Annotated in this window: 20 protein-coding genes and 1 tRNA gene; 15 read left to right on the top strand and 6 right to left on the bottom strand. The window is 67.3% G+C overall.

The genetic code is table 11. From position 1 onward, the window contains the following. Positions 1–104: 104 nt before the first annotated feature. Positions 105–176, bottom strand: a tRNA-Arg gene (locus tag E1263_RS34550). 78 nt (positions 177–254) lie between these two features. Here E1263_RS34550 and E1263_RS34545 point away from each other — a divergent pair. The 9 genes from E1263_RS34545 to rho all read left to right on the top strand — a co-directional run bounded on the left by E1263_RS34545 (position 255) and on the right by rho (position 10778). Beyond that, entirely contained in the window at positions 255–1088 is an 834-nt protein-coding gene (locus tag E1263_RS34545; protein ID WP_132175196.1) for a hypothetical protein, read from the top strand. A gap of 119 nt (positions 1089–1207) precedes the next feature. After that, positions 1208–1396 (top strand): PspC domain-containing protein, encoded by a 189-nt coding sequence (locus tag E1263_RS34540; RefSeq protein ID WP_132175194.1) that lies wholly within the window; start codon positions 1208–1210, stop codon positions 1394–1396. A gap of 11 nt (positions 1397–1407) precedes the next feature. Next, positions 1408–1920 (top strand): hypothetical protein, encoded by a 513-nt coding sequence (locus E1263_RS34535; protein WP_132175192.1) that lies wholly within the window; start codon positions 1408–1410, stop codon positions 1918–1920. A gap of 96 nt (positions 1921–2016) precedes the next feature. Beyond that, on the top strand, positions 2017–3675 hold the full coding sequence (gene argS, locus E1263_RS34530; protein ID WP_132175190.1) for an arginine--tRNA ligase: 1659 nt from the start codon (positions 2017–2019) through the stop codon (positions 3673–3675). Further along, positions 3672–5078, top strand: a complete 1407-nt coding sequence (gene lysA, locus E1263_RS34525) for a diaminopimelate decarboxylase (protein ID WP_132175188.1) — start codon at positions 3672–3674, stop codon at positions 5076–5078. Before argS ends, lysA begins: the two co-directional genes overlap by 4 nt. Continuing rightward, positions 5075–6367, top strand: a complete 1293-nt coding sequence (locus E1263_RS34520) for a homoserine dehydrogenase (RefSeq protein WP_132175186.1) — start codon at positions 5075–5077, stop codon at positions 6365–6367. Before lysA ends, E1263_RS34520 begins: the two co-directional genes overlap by 4 nt. A gap of 2 nt (positions 6368–6369) precedes the next feature. Further along, the gene (thrC, locus tag E1263_RS34515) at positions 6370–7434 is read left to right on the top strand and encodes a threonine synthase (RefSeq protein WP_132175184.1); all 1065 of its coding nucleotides are present in this window, start codon (positions 6370–6372) and stop codon (positions 7432–7434) included. A gap of 1 nt (position 7435) precedes the next feature. Next, positions 7436–8341, top strand: a complete 906-nt coding sequence (gene thrB / locus E1263_RS34510) for a homoserine kinase (protein ID WP_132175182.1) — start codon at positions 7436–7438, stop codon at positions 8339–8341. A 325-nt stretch (positions 8342–8666) separates the two neighbouring features. Beyond that, a complete protein-coding gene (gene rho / locus E1263_RS34505; RefSeq protein ID WP_132175180.1) occupies positions 8667–10778 on the top strand; it encodes a transcription termination factor Rho in 2112 nt (703 codons plus the stop codon). Positions 10779–10831: 53 nt separating this feature from the next. On the opposite strand, the gene E1263_RS34500 is transcribed toward rho, so the two are convergent. From E1263_RS34500 to E1263_RS34490, 3 genes are read right to left on the bottom strand one after another with little or no spacing between them, the layout of a single operon-like run. Next, positions 10832–11434 (bottom strand): hypothetical protein, encoded by a 603-nt coding sequence (locus tag E1263_RS34500; protein ID WP_132175178.1) that lies wholly within the window; start codon positions 11432–11434, stop codon positions 10832–10834. A 53-nt stretch (positions 11435–11487) separates the two neighbouring features. After that, the gene (locus E1263_RS34495; RefSeq protein WP_132175176.1) at positions 11488–12072 is read right to left on the bottom strand and encodes a hypothetical protein; all 585 of its coding nucleotides are present in this window, start codon (positions 12070–12072) and stop codon (positions 11488–11490) included. Continuing rightward, positions 12069–13295: a hypothetical protein gene (locus tag E1263_RS34490; RefSeq protein ID WP_132175174.1), complete on the bottom strand. Its 1227-nt coding sequence runs from the start codon at positions 13293–13295 to the stop codon at positions 12069–12071. The genes E1263_RS34495 and E1263_RS34490 overlap by 4 nt, the downstream gene beginning before the upstream one ends. 197 nt (positions 13296–13492) lie before the next feature. Between E1263_RS34490 and rpmE the strand changes: the two genes are divergently transcribed. The 3 genes from rpmE to prmC all read left to right on the top strand — a co-directional run bounded on the left by rpmE (position 13493) and on the right by prmC (position 15682). Next, positions 13493–13699 (top strand): 50S ribosomal protein L31, encoded by a 207-nt coding sequence (gene rpmE / locus E1263_RS34485; RefSeq protein ID WP_132175172.1) that lies wholly within the window; start codon positions 13493–13495, stop codon positions 13697–13699. Positions 13700–13787: 88 nt separating this feature from the next. Continuing rightward, positions 13788–14864: a peptide chain release factor 1 gene (gene prfA, locus E1263_RS34480; RefSeq protein ID WP_132175170.1), complete on the top strand. Its 1077-nt coding sequence runs from the start codon at positions 13788–13790 to the stop codon at positions 14862–14864. Beyond that, complete coding sequence (prmC, locus tag E1263_RS34475) at positions 14861–15682, top strand: peptide chain release factor N(5)-glutamine methyltransferase (protein ID WP_202869194.1); 822 nt, start codon at positions 14861–14863, stop codon at positions 15680–15682. The genes prfA and prmC overlap by 4 nt, the downstream gene beginning before the upstream one ends. Here prmC and E1263_RS42955 read toward each other — a convergent pair. Further along, positions 15679–15816: a hypothetical protein gene (locus E1263_RS42955; RefSeq protein ID WP_165956848.1), complete on the bottom strand. Its 138-nt coding sequence runs from the start codon at positions 15814–15816 to the stop codon at positions 15679–15681. The two genes, prmC and E1263_RS42955, sit on opposite strands and share 4 nt — an antisense overlap. Before the next feature lie 282 nt (positions 15817–16098). On the opposite strand from E1263_RS42955, the gene E1263_RS34470 reads away from it, so the two are divergent. Further along, the gene (locus E1263_RS34470; RefSeq protein ID WP_165956847.1) at positions 16099–17934 is read left to right on the top strand and encodes an RICIN domain-containing protein; all 1836 of its coding nucleotides are present in this window, start codon (positions 16099–16101) and stop codon (positions 17932–17934) included. Here the strand turns inward: E1263_RS34470 and E1263_RS34465 are convergent. After that, entirely contained in the window at positions 17931–18950 is a 1020-nt protein-coding gene (locus E1263_RS34465) for an adenosine deaminase (protein ID WP_132175166.1), read from the bottom strand. The genes E1263_RS34470 and E1263_RS34465 overlap by 4 nt on opposite strands. A 119-nt stretch (positions 18951–19069) precedes the next feature. On the opposite strand from E1263_RS34465, the gene E1263_RS34460 reads away from it, so the two are divergent. Beyond that, entirely contained in the window at positions 19070–19963 is an 894-nt protein-coding gene (locus E1263_RS34460) for an L-threonylcarbamoyladenylate synthase (protein WP_238161802.1), read from the top strand. Then, entirely contained in the window at positions 19963–21084 is a 1122-nt protein-coding gene (locus E1263_RS34455; RefSeq protein ID WP_132175164.1) for a glycosyltransferase family 4 protein, read from the top strand. The genes E1263_RS34460 and E1263_RS34455 overlap by 1 nt, the downstream gene beginning before the upstream one ends. The last annotated feature ends 315 nt before the right edge of the window (positions 21085–21399 follow it).

Below are 21399 nucleotides of genomic sequence, written 5' to 3'. Positions count from 1 at the left end.
GGCGGAGCCCTCCCGGGGCGGGGTCTGGGGGCTCCGCCCCCAGAAAACACGGCGGGCGATCCAAGCTGACGCTCTCCGTCAGCATGAATCGCCCAGATCGACCGCGCCCCCGGCAGGATTCGAACCTGCGCACCCGCCTCCGGAGGGCGGTGCTCTATCCCCTGAGCTACGGGGGCTCAGGAACGAGGTGAACATTAGCAGCATGTTCATGCCATCTCCGAATTGGGGGCGGTGCATTGGGGTAGAACTCCGGCATGCGCAAACTGGGGATTGCTTTCGTGGTCATGCTTGTCGCCGTGATGTGGCCGGCACAGGCTCATGCTGTGGACGGCTGGCGGTTGGTCGGGTCGGACAATGCCCGGCCGCTGGATGAGGGGCAGGGGCTTGCCACGGTGACGCGTGGCGGCACGACGCAGTACCGGTACACGGGGAGTGCGACGGTTCCGTTCGACCTGCTTGTGCAGGGGTGGAACCACGTGGGCGACCCGGGTGCGGCGCAGGGCTGGTACGTCGAGCCGTATCAGCGGGATGACCGGGGCGCGAAGCTGTTCCGCGTGCAGTCGCCGACGGGTGCGTGGTCGAACTACAAGCACGCGCTGGAGTCATGGGAGGCATCGAACAACAGTTGGTCGGCGGTGTCGCCGGATGCGCGCTGGATGGTGAATGGCGAGTGGGGCACGATGGACCGCCTGCTCGTCTTCCCGATGCCGGGTGTCGGCGCGACCAACCCGGCGCAGAACCTGCCGCTCGCCTCGAAGATCAACCTCGACCGCCAGGTGCGCGACGTACAGGGCTGTGACTTCGTGACAGCGACGAGGCTGCTGTGTGCGTCTGATGACCCGGCCGGAACACTTTTCGGTACGACGAAGCCGCTGCTGCAGGTGGATCTGACCGGACCGGTCGGCTCCGCCGACGTGACGGGCCATGTGACGTCGCTCGGGCAGTTGCCGTTGAAGAGTGGTTGCACCGGCAACTTCGAGGTGGAGGGCATCGACTACTTCGAGCCGGACGGCACGCTGCGCGTGATCGTGCTGTCCCCGAGCGTCTGCATCACCACCGACAGCAAGACCTACCGCTTCCAGCGCTAGACGAAAGGGGTAGGGGCACTCCCTGAGGCGACCCTGGATCCTCGGTGCGGCGGGATCGGACCGGGCCGGACTGGCGTCATAGTGGGTGTAAGTCCAACCACGAAAGGACGTCGGTTCTGATGGCTAGCTCCCTGGTTCGCCCGTCGAACGGTCGCTGGATCGGCGGTGTCTGCGCCGGACTGGCCCGTAGGTTCGGCACCACCCCGAACACGATGCGCCTGATCTTCCTGATCAGCTGCTTGATCCCCGGGCCGCAGTTTCTGATCTACATCGCCCTCTGGATCATGATGCCGGCAGAGAAGTACTAATCTGACTCTTCATGAGAGCAGTTCTGACGGCAGTTGCTCTGCTCTTGACGAGCATCGTTGCGGCCGGCTGTGGCGTGAATCCCGCCAAGCCGGCCGCGGCCGAGCTCCGCACCACGGCTCCACCCTGGGACGCTCCGCGTGACGCCGTCTCCTACATCGACAAGGCCGGCTTCGAGCGCCTTCCCTTGAACTTCTCCGGACCAGCGCCGTACAACCTGCGACTCAAGGTCCTGATCGACGGCGTCCCGGTGACGATCCCCGCGGAGATCGGCGTCGACAAGGTCCGCGCCGAACAGGCTCCCGTTCACACCCACACGACCGGCGGCCTGATCTTCGTCGAGGCCAAAACCGTCGAGGAGAAGCCGACCCTCGCCCAGTTCTTCACCGTCTGGGGCGTCAAGTACGACGAAAAATGCCTCGCGGATGCCTGCCGGAACCTAAAGATCACCGTCGACGGCCAGCCTGCGCCGTGGGACGTCCCGTTCAGCGGTGGCGCGAAGATTACGGTGAGTGTCGAGCGCTGACCGGGGCGGTGGGGTGGGGAAGGAATCAGTACAGCTTCGTACCGGGCTGTGGATGGTGGTTCCAGTCATTGGACGGTTCGCCATTAGGCTGGGGCGGTGACTCCGGAACAGCTCGCTGAGAAGATCCTGCAGGCCCTGGCCGCGCTCGCCGCCGACGGCACCATCGTCGTCGAGGGTGGGCTGCCTAGTGAGCTGAAGGTCGAGCGACCCAAGAACCCCGAGCACGGGGACTACGCGACCAACGTCGCGATGCAGCTGGGGAAGCGGGCGGGGATGAATCCGCGGGCGTTCGCGGAGCTGCTGGCGGCCAAGCTGACCGACGACGAGGCGATCACCGAGGTGTCGATCGCGGGGCCGGGGTTCCTGAACCTGCGGGTTGCCGCCGACGCCCAGGGCAAGATCGCCCAGTCGATCGTGGACGCAGGTCCGGCGTACGGGTCGAGCAACACGCTGAACGGGCTCGCGGTGAACCTGGAGTTCATCTCGGCCAACCCGACCGGGCCGCTGCACCTGGGGCACACCCGGTGGGCAGCGGTTGGGGATGCGCTGGCGCGGGTGCTGATCGCGGCGGGCGCGAAGGTGACGCGGGAGTTCTATGTCAACGACCGCGGCAACCAGATGGACAAGTTCGGCGAGAGCCTGAAGGCGGCGGCGAACGGCGAGCCGATCCCCGAGGACGGCTACCACGGTGAGTACATCGGTGAGCTGGCCGCGCGGATCGTCGCGGAGGTGCCCGAGATCCTGGAGCTGCCGGTCGGCGAGCAGTCGGTCGCGTTCCGTGAGGCCGGGTACGAGCGGCAGCTCAAGGAGCAGCAGGACCAGCTGGAGCACTTCCGGACCAAGTTCGACGTGTGGATGTCCGAGCGCAGCCTGCACGAGCAGGACGGTGTCGGCCACGCGATCGAGAAGCTCCGTGAGCAGGGCCACCTGTACGACGCCGATGACGCGCTCTGGATGCGGACGACCGACTTCACCGACGACAAGGACCGGGTGCTGATCCGGACCAACGGCGAGCCGACGTACTTCGCCTCGGACGCGGCCTACTACGTCAACAAGCGCGACCGCGGCTTCGAGGTCTGCATCTACCTGCTCGGCGCGGACCACCACGGCTACGTGAACCGGCTGAAGGCGATCGCGGCCTGCGCCGGGGACGACCCCGAGCACAACATCGAGATCCTGATCGGCCAGCTCGTCAAGATCCTCAAGAACGGCGAGGAGATGAAGCTGTCGAAGCGGGCGGGCACGATCGTCACGCTCGCCGAGCTGGTCGAGGAGAGTGGCGTCGACCCGCTGCGCTACACGCTCTGCCGCTACCCGGTCGACTCGCCGCTGACGCTGGACATCGAGGAGATGACCAAGCAGGCCAGCGAGAACCCGGTCTTCTACGTGCAGTACGCGCATGCCCGGCTGGCCTCGATCCTGCGCAACGCCGACGAGCTCGGCATCAAGCTGGACGAGTTCGAGCCCGGTCTGCTCAGCCACGAGCGCGAGGGTGACCTGCTGCGCGCGCTGGCCGAGTTCCCGCGGATCGTGGCGACGTCGGCCGAGCTGCGCGAGCCGCACCGGGTCGCCCGCTACCTCGAGGACACCGCCGGCGCGTTCCACAAGTTCTACGACAGCTGCCGGGTCCTGCCCCGCGGTGACGAGGAGGTGGAGCCGGTGCACAAGGCACGACTGACACTGGTGTCCGCGGTCCGGACTGTGCTCGCCAACGGGCTCGACCTGCTCGGCGTCTCCGCCCCGGAGCGGATGTGAGGGCCCACGAGGCGGGCGCGCTGCACGCCCAGGCCGGCCATCGGGCGCCGCCCTGGCTGAGCGCCCCGGGCAATGTCAACGACCTCGTCCCGCAGCTCTGGTCCGGTACGGCGAAGAAGACCGCCGAAGGGTCCCTGGTCGTCGGCGGCGTTGACGTCCGCGACCTGATCGCCGAGCACGGCAGTCCGGCGTACGTGCTGGACGAGGAAGACTTCCGCAACCGCGCTCGCGCGTTCAAGCACGCGTTCAAGGACTTCGACGTCTACTACGCCGGCAAGGCCTTCCTCAGTACGACGGTTGTCCGCTGGGTGATGGAGGAGGGGCTCAACCTCGACATCTGTAGCGGGGGAGAGCTCGCGGTTGCGCTCAAAGCCGGTGCGGACCCGAAGCGGTTGGGGTTCCACGGCAACAACAAGTCCGAGGCCGAGCTGGCCCGCGCGCTGGACGCCGGGGTCGGCCGGATCATCGCTGACTCGCTCTACGAGATCGACCGGCTGATCGCGCTGTCACGGGAACGCGGCATCGTCGCGCCAGTGATGGTCCGGGTCACCGCGGGCGTCGAGGCGCACACCCACGAGTACATCGCGACCGCGCACGAGGACCAGAAGTTCGGCTTCTCGATCACCTCCGGCGCGGCCTGGGAAGCCGTTGCCCGGGTCAACGAAGCGCCCGAGCTGCAGCTGCTCGGCCTGCACTCGCACATCGGTTCGCAGATCTTCGACTCATCCGGTTTCGAGATCGCCGCGAAGCGCTTGATCGCCTTACACGCAAGGGTTTCCGAGGAGCTCGGCGTCGACATGCCGGAGCTCGACCTCGGGGGTGGATTCGGGATCGCCTACACGACTCAGGACGACCCGTCGGATCCGGCGCAGCTTGCCACCGAGATGGGCAAGATCATCGAGCACGAGTGCCGCGCGTACTCCGTCGACATCCCCAAGGTCTCGATCGAGCCCGGCCGCGCGATCGTCGGCCCGGCGATGTGCACGGTCTACTCGGTCGGCACGGTCAAGGAAGTTGCCCTCGACAACGGTGCGGCCCGCACGTACGTGTCGGTCGACGGCGGGATGAGCGACAACATCCGCGCCGCGCTGTACGACGCGGACTACTCCTGCACGCTGGCCAATCGGTACTCCGACGCCACGCCGACCCTGGCCCGGGTCGTCGGCAAGCACTGCGAGTCCGGCGACATCGTCGTCAAGGACGAGTTCCTGCCGAGTGACGTCGGCCCGGGCGACCTGGTCGCCGTACCGGGGACGGGCGCTTACTGCCGGTCGATGGCGAGCAACTACAACCACGTACCGCGGCCACCGGTGATCGCGGTCAAGGACGGTCAGACGCGCGTCGTCCTGCGTCGGGAGACCGAGGACGACCTGCTGCTGCTGGACATGGGAGTCGAAGGATGAGCGAGAAGCCACTCAAGGTTGGCCTGCTCGGGTGTGGGGTGGTCGGCACCGAGGTGGTGCGGATCCTGACCGAGCGCGCCGACGACCTGGCCGCCCGCGTCGGAGCCCGGCTGGAGATCGCCGGAATCGCCGTACGGCGGGCCGGCCGGGAGCGCGATATCGCCGTCGACCCGTCCCTGATCACGACCGACGCCCAGGCGCTGGTGTCGCGCGGCGACCTCGATCTGGTGATCGAGGTGATCGGCGGTCTCGAACCCGCCCGCGGCCTCATCCTGACCGCGCTGGAGAACGGCGCCTCGGTCGTCACGGCCAACAAGGCGCTGCTGGCCGAGGACGGCCCGACGCTCTTCGCAGCTGCCGAGAAGTACCAGCGCGACCTGTACTTCGAGGCTGCCGTGGCCGGTGCGATTCCGATCCTGCGGCCGCTGCGCGAGTCGCTGGCCGGTGACGATGTGACCCGCGTCATGGGCATCGTCAACGGCACCACGAACTTCATCCTGGACAAGATGGAGTCCACCGGCGCCGGGTTCGACGAGGCGCTCGAAGAGGCCCAGGCCCTCGGGTATGCCGAGGCCGACCCGACCGCCGACATCGAGGGCTTCGACGCTGCCGCGAAGGCGGCACTGCTGGCCAGTTTGGCCTTCCACACCAGGGTTTCGATCGCCGACGTGCACCGCGAGGGCATCACCGAGGTGACCGCGACCGACATCGCCTCGGCCCGCGAGATGGGCTGCGTGGTGAAGTCGCTGGCGATCTGTGAGCTGGACGAGGCGACGGATTCGGTCAGCGCCCGGGTCTACCCGGCGATGATTCCGCTCACCCACCCGTTGGCCAGTGTTCGCGATGCGTACAACGCCGTTTTCGTGGAATCCAAAGCGGCCGGCGAGCTGATGTTCTATGGTCGTGGTGCCGGCGGTGCCCCGACGGCCAGCGCTGTCCTCGGGGATCTCGTGTCCGCCGCGCGCAACCGGCTCAAGGGCGTGCCGGGGGTCGGCGAGTCGTCGTACACCCAGCGGGCCGTCCGTCCGGTGGGTGACGCGGTGACCCGCTACCACGTGTCCCTGGACGTGGCCGACAAGGCCGGTGTCCTCGCGGCAGTGGCCCAGGCCTTCGCGGAGCACGACGTGTCGATCCAGACCGTCCGCCAAGAGGGCCGGGGCAGTGACGCCGAACTGGTGGTCGTCACGCACCGCGCGACCGACGCCGCGTTGTCCGCGACCGTGGAGGCCCTGCGCGACATGGACATCGTTCGTGAAGTCAGCAGTGTGATGCGGGTGGAAGGCGACTAACAATGGCACACCAGTGGCGTGGCGTAATCGAGGAATACCGCGACCGTTTGCCGGTCTCGACGGACACCCCCGTGGTCACGCTCGGCGAGGGCGGTACGCCGCTGGTGGCCGCGCAGTGGCTGAGCGAGCAGACCAACTGTGAGGTCTGGCTGAAGGTCGAGGGGAACAACCCGACCGGCTCGTTCAAGGACCGCGGGATGACGATGGCGATCTCGCTGGCCGCGCAGGCCGGCGACAAGGCGGTCGTCTGTGCCTCGACCGGCAACACCTCGGCCTCGGCGGCGGCATACGCCGTACGGGCTGGGATGTTGCCGCTGGTGCTGATCCCGGCCGGCCGGATTGCGAAGGGCAAGCTGGCGCAGGCTGTTGTCCACGGGGCCAAGCTGGTCTCGATCGACGGCAGCTTCGACGACTGCCTGCGGATCGTTCGGGAGCTCGGCAAGCACTACCCGGTCGCGCTGGTGAACTCGGTGAACCCGGTTCGGCTGGAGGGCCAGAAGACCGCGGCGTTCGAGGTGGTCGACGCGCTCGGCGACGCTCCGGATCTGCACCTGCTCCCGGTCGGCAACGCGGGCAACATCGCGGCCTACTGGAAGGGTTACCAGGAGTACGCGAAGGACAAGCTGGCCACGAAGAAGCCGCAGATGTGGGGTTTCCAGGCCGAGGGCGCGGCGCCGATCGTGCGCGGCGCGATCGTCGAGAAGCCGGACACCGTGGCGACCGCGATCCGCGTCGGCAACCCGGCGTCCTGGACGCTGGCCGAGAACGCCCGCGACGAGTCCGGCGGGCGCATTGAAATGCTCACCGACCAGCAGATCCTCGACGCGCAGCGCGGTCTCGCGGCGCATGAGGGTGTCTTCGTCGAGCCCGCATCGGCGGCCGGAGCCGCCGGTCTGCTGCATGCGAAGTCGCAGGGCTGGCTCCAGGGTGGCTCGACCGTGGTGATCACGGTCACCGGTCATGGGCTCAAGGACATCGACACCGCGCTCGACCACATTCGCGTCGACGAGAGCCCGGTCACGCCGGCGAACACCGACGCTGTCGCGCGCGTCGCCGGTCTCGTCTGAGATGGGCGATCGTTCCTGCGACCAGGTTCGCGTCCGCGTCCCCGCGACAAGTGCGAACCTGGGGCCCGGGTTCGATGCCTTCGGGCTCGCGCTCAGCCTGTACGACGAACTGGTCGTCACCCCGGGCGGTTCCGGCGTCACCGTCCACGTGACCGGGGCCGGTGCGGACGACGTACCGCTCGATGAGTCGCACCTCGTGGTCCGGTCGATCCGGACCGGCCTCGAGGCGCTCGGGGTCTCGTTGCCGGGCTTCACGCTGCGCTGCGAGAACCGGATTCCGCACGGGCGGGGGCTTGGTTCGTCATCGGCCGCGATTGTCGGCGGGCTGGCCGCAGCCTTCGGGCTGGCCGGTGAGCCGATGGATCGGGAGCGCCTGCTCCGGTTGGCGAATGAGCTCGAAGGTCACCCGGACAACGTGGCTGCGGCGGTCTATGGCGGATTCACGGTTGCTTGGCTCGACGGCCCTGTGTCTAATCAGCCAGGTGGAAAGGCAGTTCGTCTGGACCCTTCGGAGGGTCTGGGCACGGTTGTTTATGTGCCGGCGAACCGGGTGCTGACGAAAGAAGCGCGTGGGTTGCTGCCGAACGCCGTACCGCATGGTGACGCTGCGGCGAATGCGGGGAAGGCTGCGCTGCTGGTCGTTGCGATGACGCAGCGGCCGGATCTGCTGCTGACGGCGACCGAGGACCGGCTGCATCAGGAGTTCCGGGAGCCGGCGATGCCGGAGAGCCTGGCGCTCGTGCACAAACTGCGGGGGAGTGGGCTCGCGGCGACGGTCAGCGGGGCCGGTCCGACCGTGATCGTGCTCGGAAGTGCGGCCTGCCCGCCCGCCCCCGACGGCTGGGAACGGCACGACCTGCGGATCGATCCAGTCGGCGTACAGGTCTGGTCGATGGAGGCTGGGTGACGGCGGGAACAGACGCGAATTGACACGCGTTGTACCCGGTGAGTCAGGCGTACGCCCCCTTGGGATGCTAGTCTCGACTCACCCGATCCCCTCCCAGGTGATCGGTGAACTCTCGTCACGGTCCGGGCTGTGCTCCCGGCACCCTGTGTTGTGTGGCGACCCCCAGTGAACGTGATCTTGCGCCGCCTGCGCCGGGGATGTCCGGGGGGACTCAGATCGAGCGAGAGTCTCTTGAACCAACCCCACGTGCCAATTCGTTCGGTCGTGGGCTGAAACGGTCGATGGTGCTGTCCGCACCTCGACGATCCGTGTGGAAGGACCCCACGTGACAGAAACTGTTGAAGCCACCGGCTCCGACGCTGCGGCGACCACCGCGACGCGTCGCCGCAAGGTTGGTGGCGGCCTCGAGGGCATGCTGCTCCCCGAGCTCAAGCAGCTCGCCGGGACGCTCGGCATCAAAGGCACCGGCGCACTGCGCAAGGGCCAGCTGATCGAGGCGATCAAGGCCGCCCAGCCGGGCGGCTCCGCGGGTGGTTCCCGGGCCAAGGCAACCCAGCCGACCCTGGATGAAAGCACCGACGCCCCCGCAACGAAGTCGGCTCCGGCCAAGCGTGAGGGCGGCAGTCGCCGGTCCCGCGCAGCAGCCGCCGCGACTGCCGACGAGACTCCGGTCGTCGAGGCGCCGAAGACCGCCGCCCGCAAGGCGCCGGTCGTCGAGAGCGCCCCGGTTGCCGAGGCACCCGCCGTACAGGTGGCTGCGCAGAACGGATCCACCGCCGTCGAGGCGCGGACCGAGCCGGCCGCCGACCGCGAGCAGAGCCGTGAGGGCCGCGACCGGACCCAGGGGCGCGACCGCAACCAGGGCCGCGACCGGGACCGCAACAACCAGAACCGTGACGGCAACCGCGATGCAGGCCGCGAGGCCAACCGTGATGCTGGGCGCGAGGCCAACCGTGACGCTCCCCGTGAGGCCAACCGTGACGCGGGTCGCGACGCCAACCGTGACGCGGGGCGGGAGCAGAGCCGCGAGGCCAACCGCGACGCCGGCCGTGACCAGGCCCGTCAGCAGGAGCGCGTGGACCAGGGTGGCGAGGAAGGCGACAGCCGTCGTCGTCGCCGCCGGGGCCGCGACCGGGAGCGCAACCGCGACGGCCAGCCGGTCACGTCCGGGCGCGAGCCGGGCCGTGAATCAAGCCGGGAGCCGGGTCGCGACAGCGGCCGCGACAACGCCCGCAACCGTGGTCGTGGCGAGCGCTTCGACCCGGAGCCGACGATCAGCGAGGACGACGTCCTGGTGCCGGCCGCCGGTATTCTTGACGTGCTCGACAACTACGCCTTCGTCCGGACCAGCGGCTACCTGCCCGGCCCGAACGACGTGTACGTCGCGCTGTCGATGGTCAAGCGTTACGGCCTGCGCAAGGGCGACGCGATCACCGGTGCGGTGAAGCAGCCGCAGGAGGGCGAGCGCAAGGAGAAGTTCAACCCGCTGGTCCGGATCGACACCGTCAACGGGTCGGACCCGGAGATCGCCAAGCAGCGTCAGGACTTCAACAAGCTGACCCCGCTGTACGCGACCGAGCGGCTCCGCCTGGAGACCGAGCCCGGCATCCTGACCACGCGGATCGTCGACATCGTCAGCCCGATCGGCAAGGGCCAGCGCGGCCTGATCGTCTCGCCGCCCAAGGCCGGCAAGACGATGGTGCTGCAGGCGCTCGCGAACGCGATCACCACGAACAACCCTGAGGTCCACCTCATGGTCGTGCTGGTGGACGAGCGGCCTGAAGAGGTCACCGACATGCAGCGCACGGTCAAGGGTGAGGTCATCGCCTCCACCTTCGACCGTCCGGCCGACGACCACACCACGGTCGCCGAGCTGGCCATCGAGCGCGCGAAGCGGCTGGTCGAGCTCGGCCACGACGTCGTCGTACTGCTCGACTCGATCACCCGGCTCGGCCGCGCGTACAACATCGCGGCCCCGGCCAGCGGCCGGATCCTGTCCGGTGGCGTCGACTCCTCGGCGCTCTACCCGCCGAAGCGGTTCTTCGGTGCGGCCCGCAACATCGAGGACGGCGGCTCGCTGACCATCCTCGCCACCGCACTGATCGAGACCGGCTCGAAGATGGACGAAGTGATCTTCGAGGAGTTCAAGGGCACCGGCAACATGGAACTCCGGCTGCGCCGCGAGTTCGCCGACCGCCGCATCTTCCCCGCCATCGACGTCGTCGCCTCCGGCACCCGCCGCGAGGAGCTCCTGATGTCGAAGGAGGAGACCCAGGTCGTCTGGAAGCTCCGCCGAGTGCTCTCCGCCCTCGACGGCCAGGCCGCCCTGGAACTCCTGATCGGCAAGCTCAAGGAGAGCAAGTCGAACATCGAGTTCCTGATGCAGGTCAACAAGACCACCCCGTCGACCGGCAGCAGCTCCACCAACGGCGACTGAGTTAGTAGCAAAGCGAAGCCCGGGACCGTGCGCACGGTCCTGGGCTTCGTCGTTTATTCGGCCTGCTCGGCCTGCTCGGCCCGTGTGGCTTGCCTGGCTCTGCGCTCTTCGTGCATCTTTGCGATGCGGACCTGCTCGTCGCGATCTCGGCCCTCTAGGGTCTCCAGGTCGATAGCAAACGGGGGCTGTGCCAGGCGTTCTGCCCGGGAGCGGAACCGTACGCTGGTGCCGATGAGTTCGACCGCCCCGTTCAGCGTGATCAGTTCACCGCTGCGCTCGAAGAACCTCAGCAACGGTTCGTACGGGTCGTCCAGGTGCGGGAATCTCTTTACGGGTTGGTCGCCCAGGAGGGCCCACTGGAACATGTCGACGATCGCTCTTTGGGTCGTTCCGCCGAATTCACGCCCGGATTCCTTTTCGGCACGCGTGAGCCAGTCTGCCCCGTCTGGGACCGAAGGATCGACGGCTACCGCCAGATCCAGTAGCGGCCAGCCGTATTCGATGTTGAGGACGTCACCCCAGACGGCCATTCGCCGTAGGAACTCGTTGGCCAGCCTGGCCCGCGACATGTTGTGTAGTTCTTCCGCGTCGAAGTCATCCCAGGCGGCTGCCAGCAGGCGGTCCAGCAATCGGTGAGCTGCTGCTGTGTCGGTCACAATCCGGGTCCTTCTCTTGCTGCCCGAACTGGATCGGGTTCAACCGTCGATGGCTAGTTGTTGTCTTGCTTGGCTTGGGCGGTTCCTCTGGATCTTCGCTCTTCGTTTATCCGGAGCTGCTCGTCGCGGTCCAAGGCCTCTAGGGTCTCCAGGTCAATCGCAAACCGCGCCTGTGCCGCGCGCTCCGCCCGGGGGAGGAATCGCAGTGTGGCGCCCATGAGTTCGACCGAGCCGTGCATGGTGATGAGCTCGCCGCCGCGTTCGAAGAACCTGGTCAGAGGTTCATACGGGTCTTCCAACTGAGGGAACCGCTGGGCAGGTTGCTCGCCGAGCATGGCCCACTGGAACATGTCCACGATCACGTGTCGCGTGGCTCCGCCGAAGCCGCGCCCGGTTCCTTTCTGGACGCGCTCCAGCCAGTCCGATGCGTCTGGGACCGCGGGGTCGAAGGCTGCTGCCAGTTTCAGGAATGGCCAGCCCTGCTCGATCTTGAGAACGTCACCCCAGACGGCCATCCGCCGAAAGAACTCGTTGGCCAGCCGGCCCCGCGACATGGTGTGTAGCTCTTCCGCGTCGAGGTCGTTCCACGGTGCTGCCAGCAGACGATCAAGCAATCGTTGAGCTGCGGTTTCGGTCACAATCCCAATCCTTCTTTCGCCACCCGAACCACTTCGTCAAGGTTCGACAGATCTTCTGCCACCCGAAGGCCATTCCGCGGGAGTTCCAGTTTCCCATCCCAGAGTCGGAGCAAGTCGATCCTCTCCGGTTGCATCGACAGCGGCGCAACAAGGTGCGCCGATCGATACTCCGCAGTCACGCGGGTAACACCATCAGCGGTGAATGCCCCTGGATCGTCCGAAAGGTAGGGGAGCCCTGCATCCATGAGTTTCGATTCGACGTACTCGTGGGCCAGGAGCGACCGGAACATCGCCGTCTGTTCGGCATCCATGTCCGCGCCGGACGCGGCGAGTTCCCAGAGGTCACCAATCTCTCGGGCCGGGGTGAAGTAGCCATGCCTGATCTGCCCTGGGGCTACCGCTACGTCGTGCTGGCGCAGGAAGAGGTTGTCCTTGGCCTCTTCGATGATCTCGCGGGGGTACTCACAGTTCGTCACGATGGCGTCGATGTCATCTGCCACCCGAATGCGGCGGTACTGCGCCATCTCATCCGGTTCCGCGTCTTCGATGAACTCGTGGGTTCGTTCAACCTGGTCTCCGGTGGAATCCAGCGGGTTTGGCTCGTCGGCGGCGCTGGGAGACACCTTGGGCTCGCCGGACTGCTCGCGGGAATCTGAGGTCTCGGGCTCGGGGGGTGTCGAGCCTGAGTCTTTGGGCCGCTCGGGGAGGCTGTCGGATCGGTCCGGCTGTGGGGTCGGGTCCGCTGCTCGCGGTTCGTCGTCTCGAGTGGCTTTCGGCGGCTCTGGGCGGTCGGGGGCCTGTGAGTCTTGGGGTAGTGGGCCTAGCCGGGTGAATCGGTCGTCGGTGGCCATCTGTTGGCGCAGCTTGAGCGAAAACCGGTCTGCTAGCTCTGGGAACGGTTCGGGGAGGTTGTCGGACCGGTCCGGGCTTGGGGCCGGATCGGCTGCCCGCGGTTCGTTGTCCTGAGTGGCTTTCGGACGCTCGGGGGTGGAGTCCTGTGAGTCTTGCGGGAGTGGGCCCAGCCGGGTGAATCTGTCGTCGGCGGCCATCAGTTGGCGCACCTTCAGCGAATACCGGTCGGTTAGCTCGGGGAACGGGTCGGGTCGCTCGACCTTGTCAGGCGGCGTCGGGGGAGCGGACTCCACGACTTCGGGAGTGTCGCTGACCATAGGCTTCGCCGGCTCAGGGTCGTCTGCTCGACCGGACAACTCGCTCCGTGCCACGACTCCTCCCAGTGCGCTCGGGGCGGTCAGTACATCACTCCGCTTCGCATCGCGGCAACCACAATCAGTGACCATCCACCTGGGAATTCCGTGGCGATTCGTCAGGTTGAGGGGTCTGATGGCAAACTTGTGTGTCGGTTCTGGTTCACGTTCACGTCCGTGGACGACCCAGACCATCTGATTCCTAGGAGAATGTCTTGAAGAGCGACATCCACCCGACGTACGTGGACACCACGGTGACCTGTGCCTGTGGCGCGAGTTTCCAGACGCGCTCGACGGCGGAGAACGGTTCCATCCACTCCGACGTGTGCTCGCAGTGCCACCCGTTCTACACCGGCAAGCAGAAGATCCTCGACACCGGCGGCCGGGTCGCTCGCTTCGAGAAGCGCTACGCCAAGAAGTAGTTTTCTTACCGCGCGCCGGTCTGCCCTTGCGGGGGTGGACCGGCGCGCGGTTTGTCTGTCCAGGGGTTCCCGAGAGGAGGAGTGCGCAATGTTCGAAGCGGTCCAGACGCTCAAGGCGGAGTACGCCGAGCTGGAACGGCAGATGTCCGACCCGGAGCTGCACTCCGACCAGGCGAACGCGCGACGCGTCGGTAAGCGGTACGCCGGCCTGGCGCCCGTCGTACGGACGTATGACGAGTGGTTGCAGACGGCGGATGACATCGAGGCGGCCAAGGAGCTGGCGGCTGAGGACTCGGCGTTCGCCGAGGAGGCCGTGAAACTGGCGCACCGGCGCGACGAGCTGGCCGAGAAGCTGCAGATGCTGCTGGTGCCGCGCGACCCGAGTGACGACAAGGACGCGATCCTCGAGATCAAGGCCGGTGAGGGTGGCGACGAGTCGGCGCTGTTCGCCGGGGACCTGCTGAAGATGTACCTGAAGTACGCCGAGACGCAGAACTGGAAGACCGAGATCATCGACGCGGCCGACTCCGATCTGGGTGGGTACAAGTCGATCACGGTCGCTGTGAAGGCGAAAGGCACGCCGGAGCCGGGTGAGGCGCCGTACGCGAAGTTGAAGTTCGAGGGTGGCGTGCACCGGGTCCAGCGGGTGCCGGTGACCGAGTCGCAGGGGCGGATTCACACGTCGGCGGCAGGTGTCCTGGTGCTGCCGGAGGCCGAGGACGTCGATGTCGAGATCGACCTGAACGACCTGCGGATCGACGTGTTCCGCTCGTCCGGTCCGGGTGGGCAGAGCGTCAACACGACCGACTCTGCCGTCCGGATCACGCACCTGCCGACCGGCATCGTCGTGTCGATGCAGAACGAGAAGTCCCAGCTGCAGAACCGCGAGCAGGCGATGCGCGTGCTGCGGTCCCGGCTGCTCGCTGCGGCACAGGAGACTGCCGATCAGGAGGCGTCCGACGCCCGCCGGTCGCAGATCCGGACTGTGGACCGCTCTGAGCGCGTCCGCACCTACAACTTCCCCGAGAACCGGTTCTCCGACCACCGCGTCGGTTACAAGGCGCACAACCTCGACCAGGTGCTCGGTGGGGACCTCGCGCCGGTCATCCAGGCGCTCACCGAGGCCGACCTGACCGCACGTCTCGAGGCTGTCGACAAAAAGTGAAGGCTCTGATCGCTGCGGCCGCGGATCAGCTCCGCGCGGCCGGGGTCGCGTCGCCGGAGTTCGATGCGGCCGAGCTGCTCGCCTTCGTCACCGGTTCGACCCGGCTGAATCTGCGTGAGCCTTCCGACGCTGAACGCCGTACGTATGACGAGCTGGTCGCGCGGCGGGCGGCCCGTGAGCCGCTCCAGCACCTCACCGGTACGGCGGCCTTCCGGTACCGCGAGCTGTTCGTCGGACCGGGGGTGTTCGTGCCGCGGCCGGAGACCGAGGTGATGGTCGGCTGGATCCTGGACCGGATCGCCGACGTGAAGTCCCCGCTGGTCGTCGACCTCTGCTCAGGTTCCGGAGCGATCGCCGGCGCCGTGGCGACCGAGCGGCCGGACGCTACCGTCCACGCGGTCGAGCTGTCCGCCGAGGCGTGCGTGTGGGCTCGCCGGAACTTGGCTGGCACCGGCGCCACGCTGCACGAGGGCGACATCGACGGTGCGCTGCCCGAGCTTGATGGTCTGGTCGATGCGGTCATCAGCAATCCGCCGTACATCCCGCTGACGGCCTGGGAATCCGTGACCGCCGAGGTCCGCGACCACGACCCCGCGCTGGCTCTCTGGTCGGGTGACGACGGCCTGGATGAGATCAAGGTGGTCAGCGTGACGGCAGCCCGCTTGCTGAAGCCTGGCGGCTGGTTCGCGTGTGAGCACGCGGATGTTCAGGGTGAATCCGCCCCGGCCGTCTTCGCTGCCACGGGCGACTTCACCGAGGTGCGTGACCAGAAGGACCTGGCCGGCCGCAACAGATTCGCGACCGGCCGCAGAGTCTAGAGGAGGGCGTTCGTTCCGAACGCCGCTGCCGCGAGTACCAGGAGAATCCCCGCGAGCACCAGCTCGGCCTGGGATCCCTTCACCATCCAGAACGCTCGGACACGGTCTACGGCGTCGTACAGACTGCTGGTCATTACACACTGCCTTCTGGGAGCGCACTGTGCGCGGAGGCGGCGGGCGACTGTCTTGCACCCGCGAACACATGTAACCCTCCCGGCCCCGGCTAAACCTGCCCAATCCGGCAGGTGACCGGAAAGTGATCTGCGGCTGACAGTGTGTGAACGTTGCGATCACGGTCGAAGGCCTCGCTCTGCGGCGGGTCTTGGCGCAGGATGGCGCGGGACGTGTTCGGTTCGTCGCCCACTGTCGCCAGCCCGCTGACAGTCGGATCGGGCACGGGTGAGGAGCGAACGACGATGTCCGTGCTGTCCAAAGTGGGGGTGCTGGCCGCGACGGTTGCGCTGGCAATCAGTACGCCGCTCCTGACGCCCGCCCAAGCCGCACCGCCCAGTCCTCAGCCCAAGACCGAGGCGGAGCTCTGTGCGGGGCTCCAGCGGCTGGTGCTGCCTGGCACTGACCAGTGCACGCGGGGCCCTGAGGTGCTGCCTAACGCTGATCTGAGTGAGAAGGCGCAGCCGCTGCCCAAGGCGGTCGCGGACGCGACTATGGCTGCCAATGCGATCGTCTGTGACGGCAATGGCGTCGCTGGGAAGCGGGTACAGGTCCTGTACGCGCGGGAGTCGCAGCAGGCGAGTCGGTTGCAGCTGTTCCTACCGTCGTTCCGTGCGTGGTCGCACGAGATTGATGCGGCGTACAACGACAGTGCGTTCCAGACTGGGGCTAGCCGGCACATCCGGTACGTGACTGACGCGGTGTCCGGCGGCTGCCAGATCAGCGTCAAGGAGGCCGTCGTACCGACCGGTGGGCTGGAGACCTGGAACTCCATGGTCACGGCGCTGCAGAACCTCGGCTACAAGGACAGCGCCCGCAAGTACCTGGTCTACGCGGACGCGCAGAAGGTGTGCGGCGTCGGGACCATGTACGGCGACGACCGTCCGGGGCTGGACAACGCGAACAACAGCAACACCGGGTACGCCCGCGTGGACGCGTCCACGAACTGCTGGGGCTTCAATGCGGCTGCTCACGAACTCGGGCACAACCTGGGCGCCGTACAGTCATCTGCTCCGCACTACAACGGGCACTGCAACGACGAGTACGACCTGATGTGTTACGGCTCGGACACCCGCGTGGTGTGCGCCGACAAGGACAACGACCGGCTGCTGGACTGCAACAAGGACGACTACTTCCACACCAGCCCGCCGGCCGGCAGTTACCTCGCAACGCACTGGAACATTGCCAACAGCGACTGGCTGATCAAGAGCGCCACCCCGGACCCGCGGCCTGGCCCACGGCATGGACAGGTCTACGAGTTCGTCAGTCCGTCCAGTGGCGAGGCGATCGATATCGTCAACGGTTCGGTGGACAACCTGGCGAACCTGAGCCACCGTCCGCGCAGCGGTGCGACCAGCCAGCAGTGGCGCTTCCTCTACGAGACCGGCTGGCAGCTGCAGAACGTCAACAGTGGCAAGTGCGCAGACAGCGCGTACAGCGGTACGACGCCAGGCACCAAGGTGCTGCAGTACAACTGCGGTGGGCAGGACGGGATGCGCTGGACGCTGCACCCGCTCGGCGGCGACGTCTACGGCATCGTCAACACGCTGTCCGGGCTGGCCATGACGGATGCGGGCGCTCACCCGGCTTCGCTGGAGCAGCAGCCGTTCACCGGTGCGGCGACGCAGCAGTTCAAGCTCCGGCCGGTGAACCTGCCGAACGGGACGTACCGAATCCGCTCCGAGCTCGGCAAGGACCTGGATGTCGTCGACTGCCAGAGTCAGAACGGAGCCGACGTACGGATGTGGGACCGCGTCGCCGGCAGCCCCTGCCAGCGCTGGCAGGTCACTGCGGTGGACGGCAACATCTACAAGATCATCGACGGCAACACCGGCAAGGCTGTGGAGGTCGCCGGTTGTGTGACAACCGATGCGAAGCCAGTGCAGCTCTGGGACTACTTAGGCACCACCTGCCAGCAGTGGCGGATCAGTGCGCTGTCGAATGGCGCCTACCAGCTCCTGGGAGTGGGTAGTGGCAAGTCGCTCGACGTAGCGGGCTGCAGCGCCGCAGCAGGAGCCGACGTGATCATTTGGCCGTTCCACGGCGGCGCCTGCCAGCGCTGGTACTTCGAGACCGTCTAGCTGTTCGCTGCGACGTACGCGTCGATCTCAGCCGTCAGGGTGTCCTTCAGCGAGTCCTCCGCGAAGGACACCCGTACGGCGGTCTTGGCGAGCTCGCCGACACCTGCGTTGTCCAGACCGAGCAGATCCGCAGCGACGGCGTACTCGTTGGTCAGCGTGGTGCCAAACATCGGCGGGTCGTCGGAGTTGATCGTGACGACCAGTCCGGCCTCGACCATGGCCTGCAGCGGGTGCTGGTCGTACGACGCAACCACCTGCGTGGCGAGGTTGGAGGTCGGGCTCACCTCGAGCGGGATCCGGTGCTCACCGAGGTAGTCGACGAGAGCCGGGTCCTGCATGGCCGACGTACCGTGGCCGATCCGCTCGGCGCGCAGTACTCGCAGGGCGTCCCAGATGGTCTCCGGGCCGGTCGTCTCGCCGGCGTGCGGCAGGCTGCGCAGCCCGGCGGCGATGGCGGCGTCGAAGTGCGGCTTGAACTGCGGCCGCGGTACGCCGATCTCCGGACCGCCGAGGCCGAAGCCGATCAGGCCGTCGGGGCGGATCTTGGTCGCGACCCGCAGCGTCTCGTCGGCGCCGGCCAGTCCGGTCTCGCCGGGGATGTCGAAGATCCAGCGGAGCGTGATCCCGAGCTCCTTCTCGGCCGCGGTCCGGGCGTCCTCGATCGCCTCGCAGAACGCCTCCGGCGCGATCCCGCGCATCATCGACGTGTACGGCGTCACGGTCAGCTCGGCGTACCGGAGATTCTGCTCGGCCATCTCGCGGGCGACCTCGTAGGTCAGCAGCCGGACGTCTTCCGGGGTCTTGATCAGGTCGACGACGGTCAGGTAGACGTCGATGAACTTCGCGAAGTCGGTGAACTGGAAGTACTCGACCAGCGCGGCCGGGTCGGTCGGCACAGGGGAGCCCGGGTGCCGCGCCGCCAACTCGGCGACGATCCGCGGCGAGGCGGAGCCGACGTGGTGGACGTGCAGCTCGGCCTTCGGTAGCCCTTCGAGGAACTTATCCGTCACAGTCATGGCCGGGATCTTAAGGAGTTCCGGCCCGGTCTGCCGGGAAATTAACAATTGCCTGTCAGGTTTGCCTGCGATGTGGGCCGGTTTAGGCGGACAGGGGAGTGAGTGGCACGATTCGGTGCGTGAGTGAGCGCTTCGATTTCACGGGTGACGAACTGGCCCCGGCATACCGGGCGGCCGTGGACGCCATCGAGGCCGGCGACCTGGTCGTCCTGCCGACCGACACCGTCTACGGCCTGGCCGCCGACGCCTTCAAGTCCGACGCCGTCCAGCGTCTGCTGGACGCCAAGGGGCGCGGCCGCGACATGCCGCCGCCGGTGCTGATCTCGGTGGTCGAGTCGCTGGACGCGCTCGCCACCGACATCCCTGACGCCGGCCGCAAACTGTGCGAGACGTTCTGGCCGGGTCCGCTGACCGTGATCTGCCACGCGCAGGGATCGCTCATGTGGGACCTCGGCGAGACGCAGGGCACTGTCGCCCTCCGCGTCCCCGACCACGAGAACACCCGCGAGCTGCTCTCGCGCACCGGCCCGCTGGCGGTGAGCTCCGCCAACAAGAGCGGCCGCCCCGCGGCGATGGACGTGTACGACGCCGAGGAGCAGCTGGGCGATGCGGTCGCCGTCTACCTGGACGGCGGCGAGGTGACCGGGGGAGAGCCGTCGACCATCGTCGACATCACCACCGAAACGCCCCGCGTGGTCCGCCTCGGTGCGCTCTCCCTGGCTCAGCTCCGCGAGGTAGTTCCCGAGGTAGCCGCCGCCGACGATCCCGTCGAGGCGGTCGCGGACGACGTCAAGCCGGCTGAGACAGTCGCGGCCGACAAGCCGGCTGACGACGCGAAGCCGGCCGAGGACAAGCCCGCCGACGAGAAGCCGGTCGAGTCCGCAGCGGACGCCGTACCGGCCGCGGAGAAGCCCGCCGGAACCGTCTCCGACGAAAAGCCAACCGAAACTGCAGTGGAAGCGTCCAAGCAGGACGAGAAGCCTGTCAATCCTGATGTGAGGCCTGCGGACTAGTGCGCGAGTACCTGCTGGTCCTCTTCGTGGCCATGGCCACGACCTTCCTGCTGACCGGCGTAGCGCGGAAGATCGCCTTGCGGTACGGCGCCGTGGCCAAGGTCCGCGCCCGTGACGTCCACAAGGTCCCGATCCCGTACTTCGGCGGCGTCTCGATCCTCGGCGGCCTGATCGCCGCCTTCGCGGTCGCTTCCAGCCTCCCGTTCCTCGGCGACAGCCTGCAGGTCGCGCACGACGGCCGCGCGATCCTGATCGGCGGCGCGGTCATCTGCGCCGTCGGTGTCATCGACGACCTCTACGAACTCGACGCAATCACCAAGCTCGCGGGCGAGGTGCTCGCCGTCGGCGTGATGGTTGTCCAAGGCATCCAGCTGTACTGGCTGCCCTTGCCTGGCGGCGTGATCTCACCGTCGGCCGCCCTCCTCGCCGTACTGACCGCAGGCATCCTGCTCGTCTCCTGCAATGCAGTGAACTTCGTCGACGGCCTCGACGGCCTGGCCGCCGGCGTCACCGCGATCGGCGCCCTGGCGTTCTTCACCTACTCCTACCTGCTGAACGTCGAGCAGGACCTGGACCGCGCCACCACGTCGACCCTCATCACCGTCGCCCTGGCCGGCGCCTGCCTGGGCTTCCTGCCCCACAACTTCTTCCCGGCAAGGGTCTTCATGGGCGACTCCGGCGCCCTCCTCATCGGCCTGATGCTCGCAGCCTCCACCATCAGCCTCACCGGCCAAATGGACCCGTACGCCGTCCCGTACGAGGTAGGCGGTTCCAGCCTCCTCCCGGCCTTGCTGCCACTGGTCCTCCCGATCGCGGTCCTCGCGATACCGGCCCTGGACCTGACGATGGCCTACATCCGCCGTACCAAAGCAGGCCAGTCGCCGTTCGCCGCGGACAAGCAGCACCTCCACCACCGCCTCATGCAACGAGGCCACTCCCACCGCCGAGCAGTCCTCCTCATGTACCTCTGGACCGTCCTGATCGCCTTCGGTGTCGTGGTCCTGGGCCTGGTCCTCACCTGGTGGACCGCCCTGATCGTCCTGACGATCGCTGTCATCGCGGTCGTCCTCACCACCGGCCTCCCGCGCAGCCGCGCGGCCAAACCGCTTGCGAAGGTCTGATCCAGCGGCCTGCAGGTTGCTGAAACTAGGCGTTTGTACGGGTTTGTACCTGTTGATCCAGAGGCGTGCTTGAAAGGGTCGTGGTGTACCCGGCCGCGACGGGTGCCGCCTGCGCCGGGAGCGGTTCCTCTGTTCCGTTCCCGGGCGCTGCGCGGCCTTGCGGGGGAGTCGGGTGGGGACCAGACCACTGGGGCCTGTGGGCTACCGATAAGGTGTGGTTGTACAGCGGCAGGGGACTCGTTTTGCTGAGCGTGCAGACTTTGTGCTAGTTTTCACAAGCACCAGCAAAGAACTTTGACACCCCTGACCCCGCCC

The sequence above is a fragment of the Kribbella antibiotica genome (assembly GCF_004349055.1).
Taxonomy (GTDB): domain Bacteria; phylum Actinomycetota; class Actinomycetes; order Propionibacteriales; family Kribbellaceae; genus Kribbella; species Kribbella antibiotica.
This window is presented reverse-complemented; position numbering and strand designations above follow the sequence as displayed.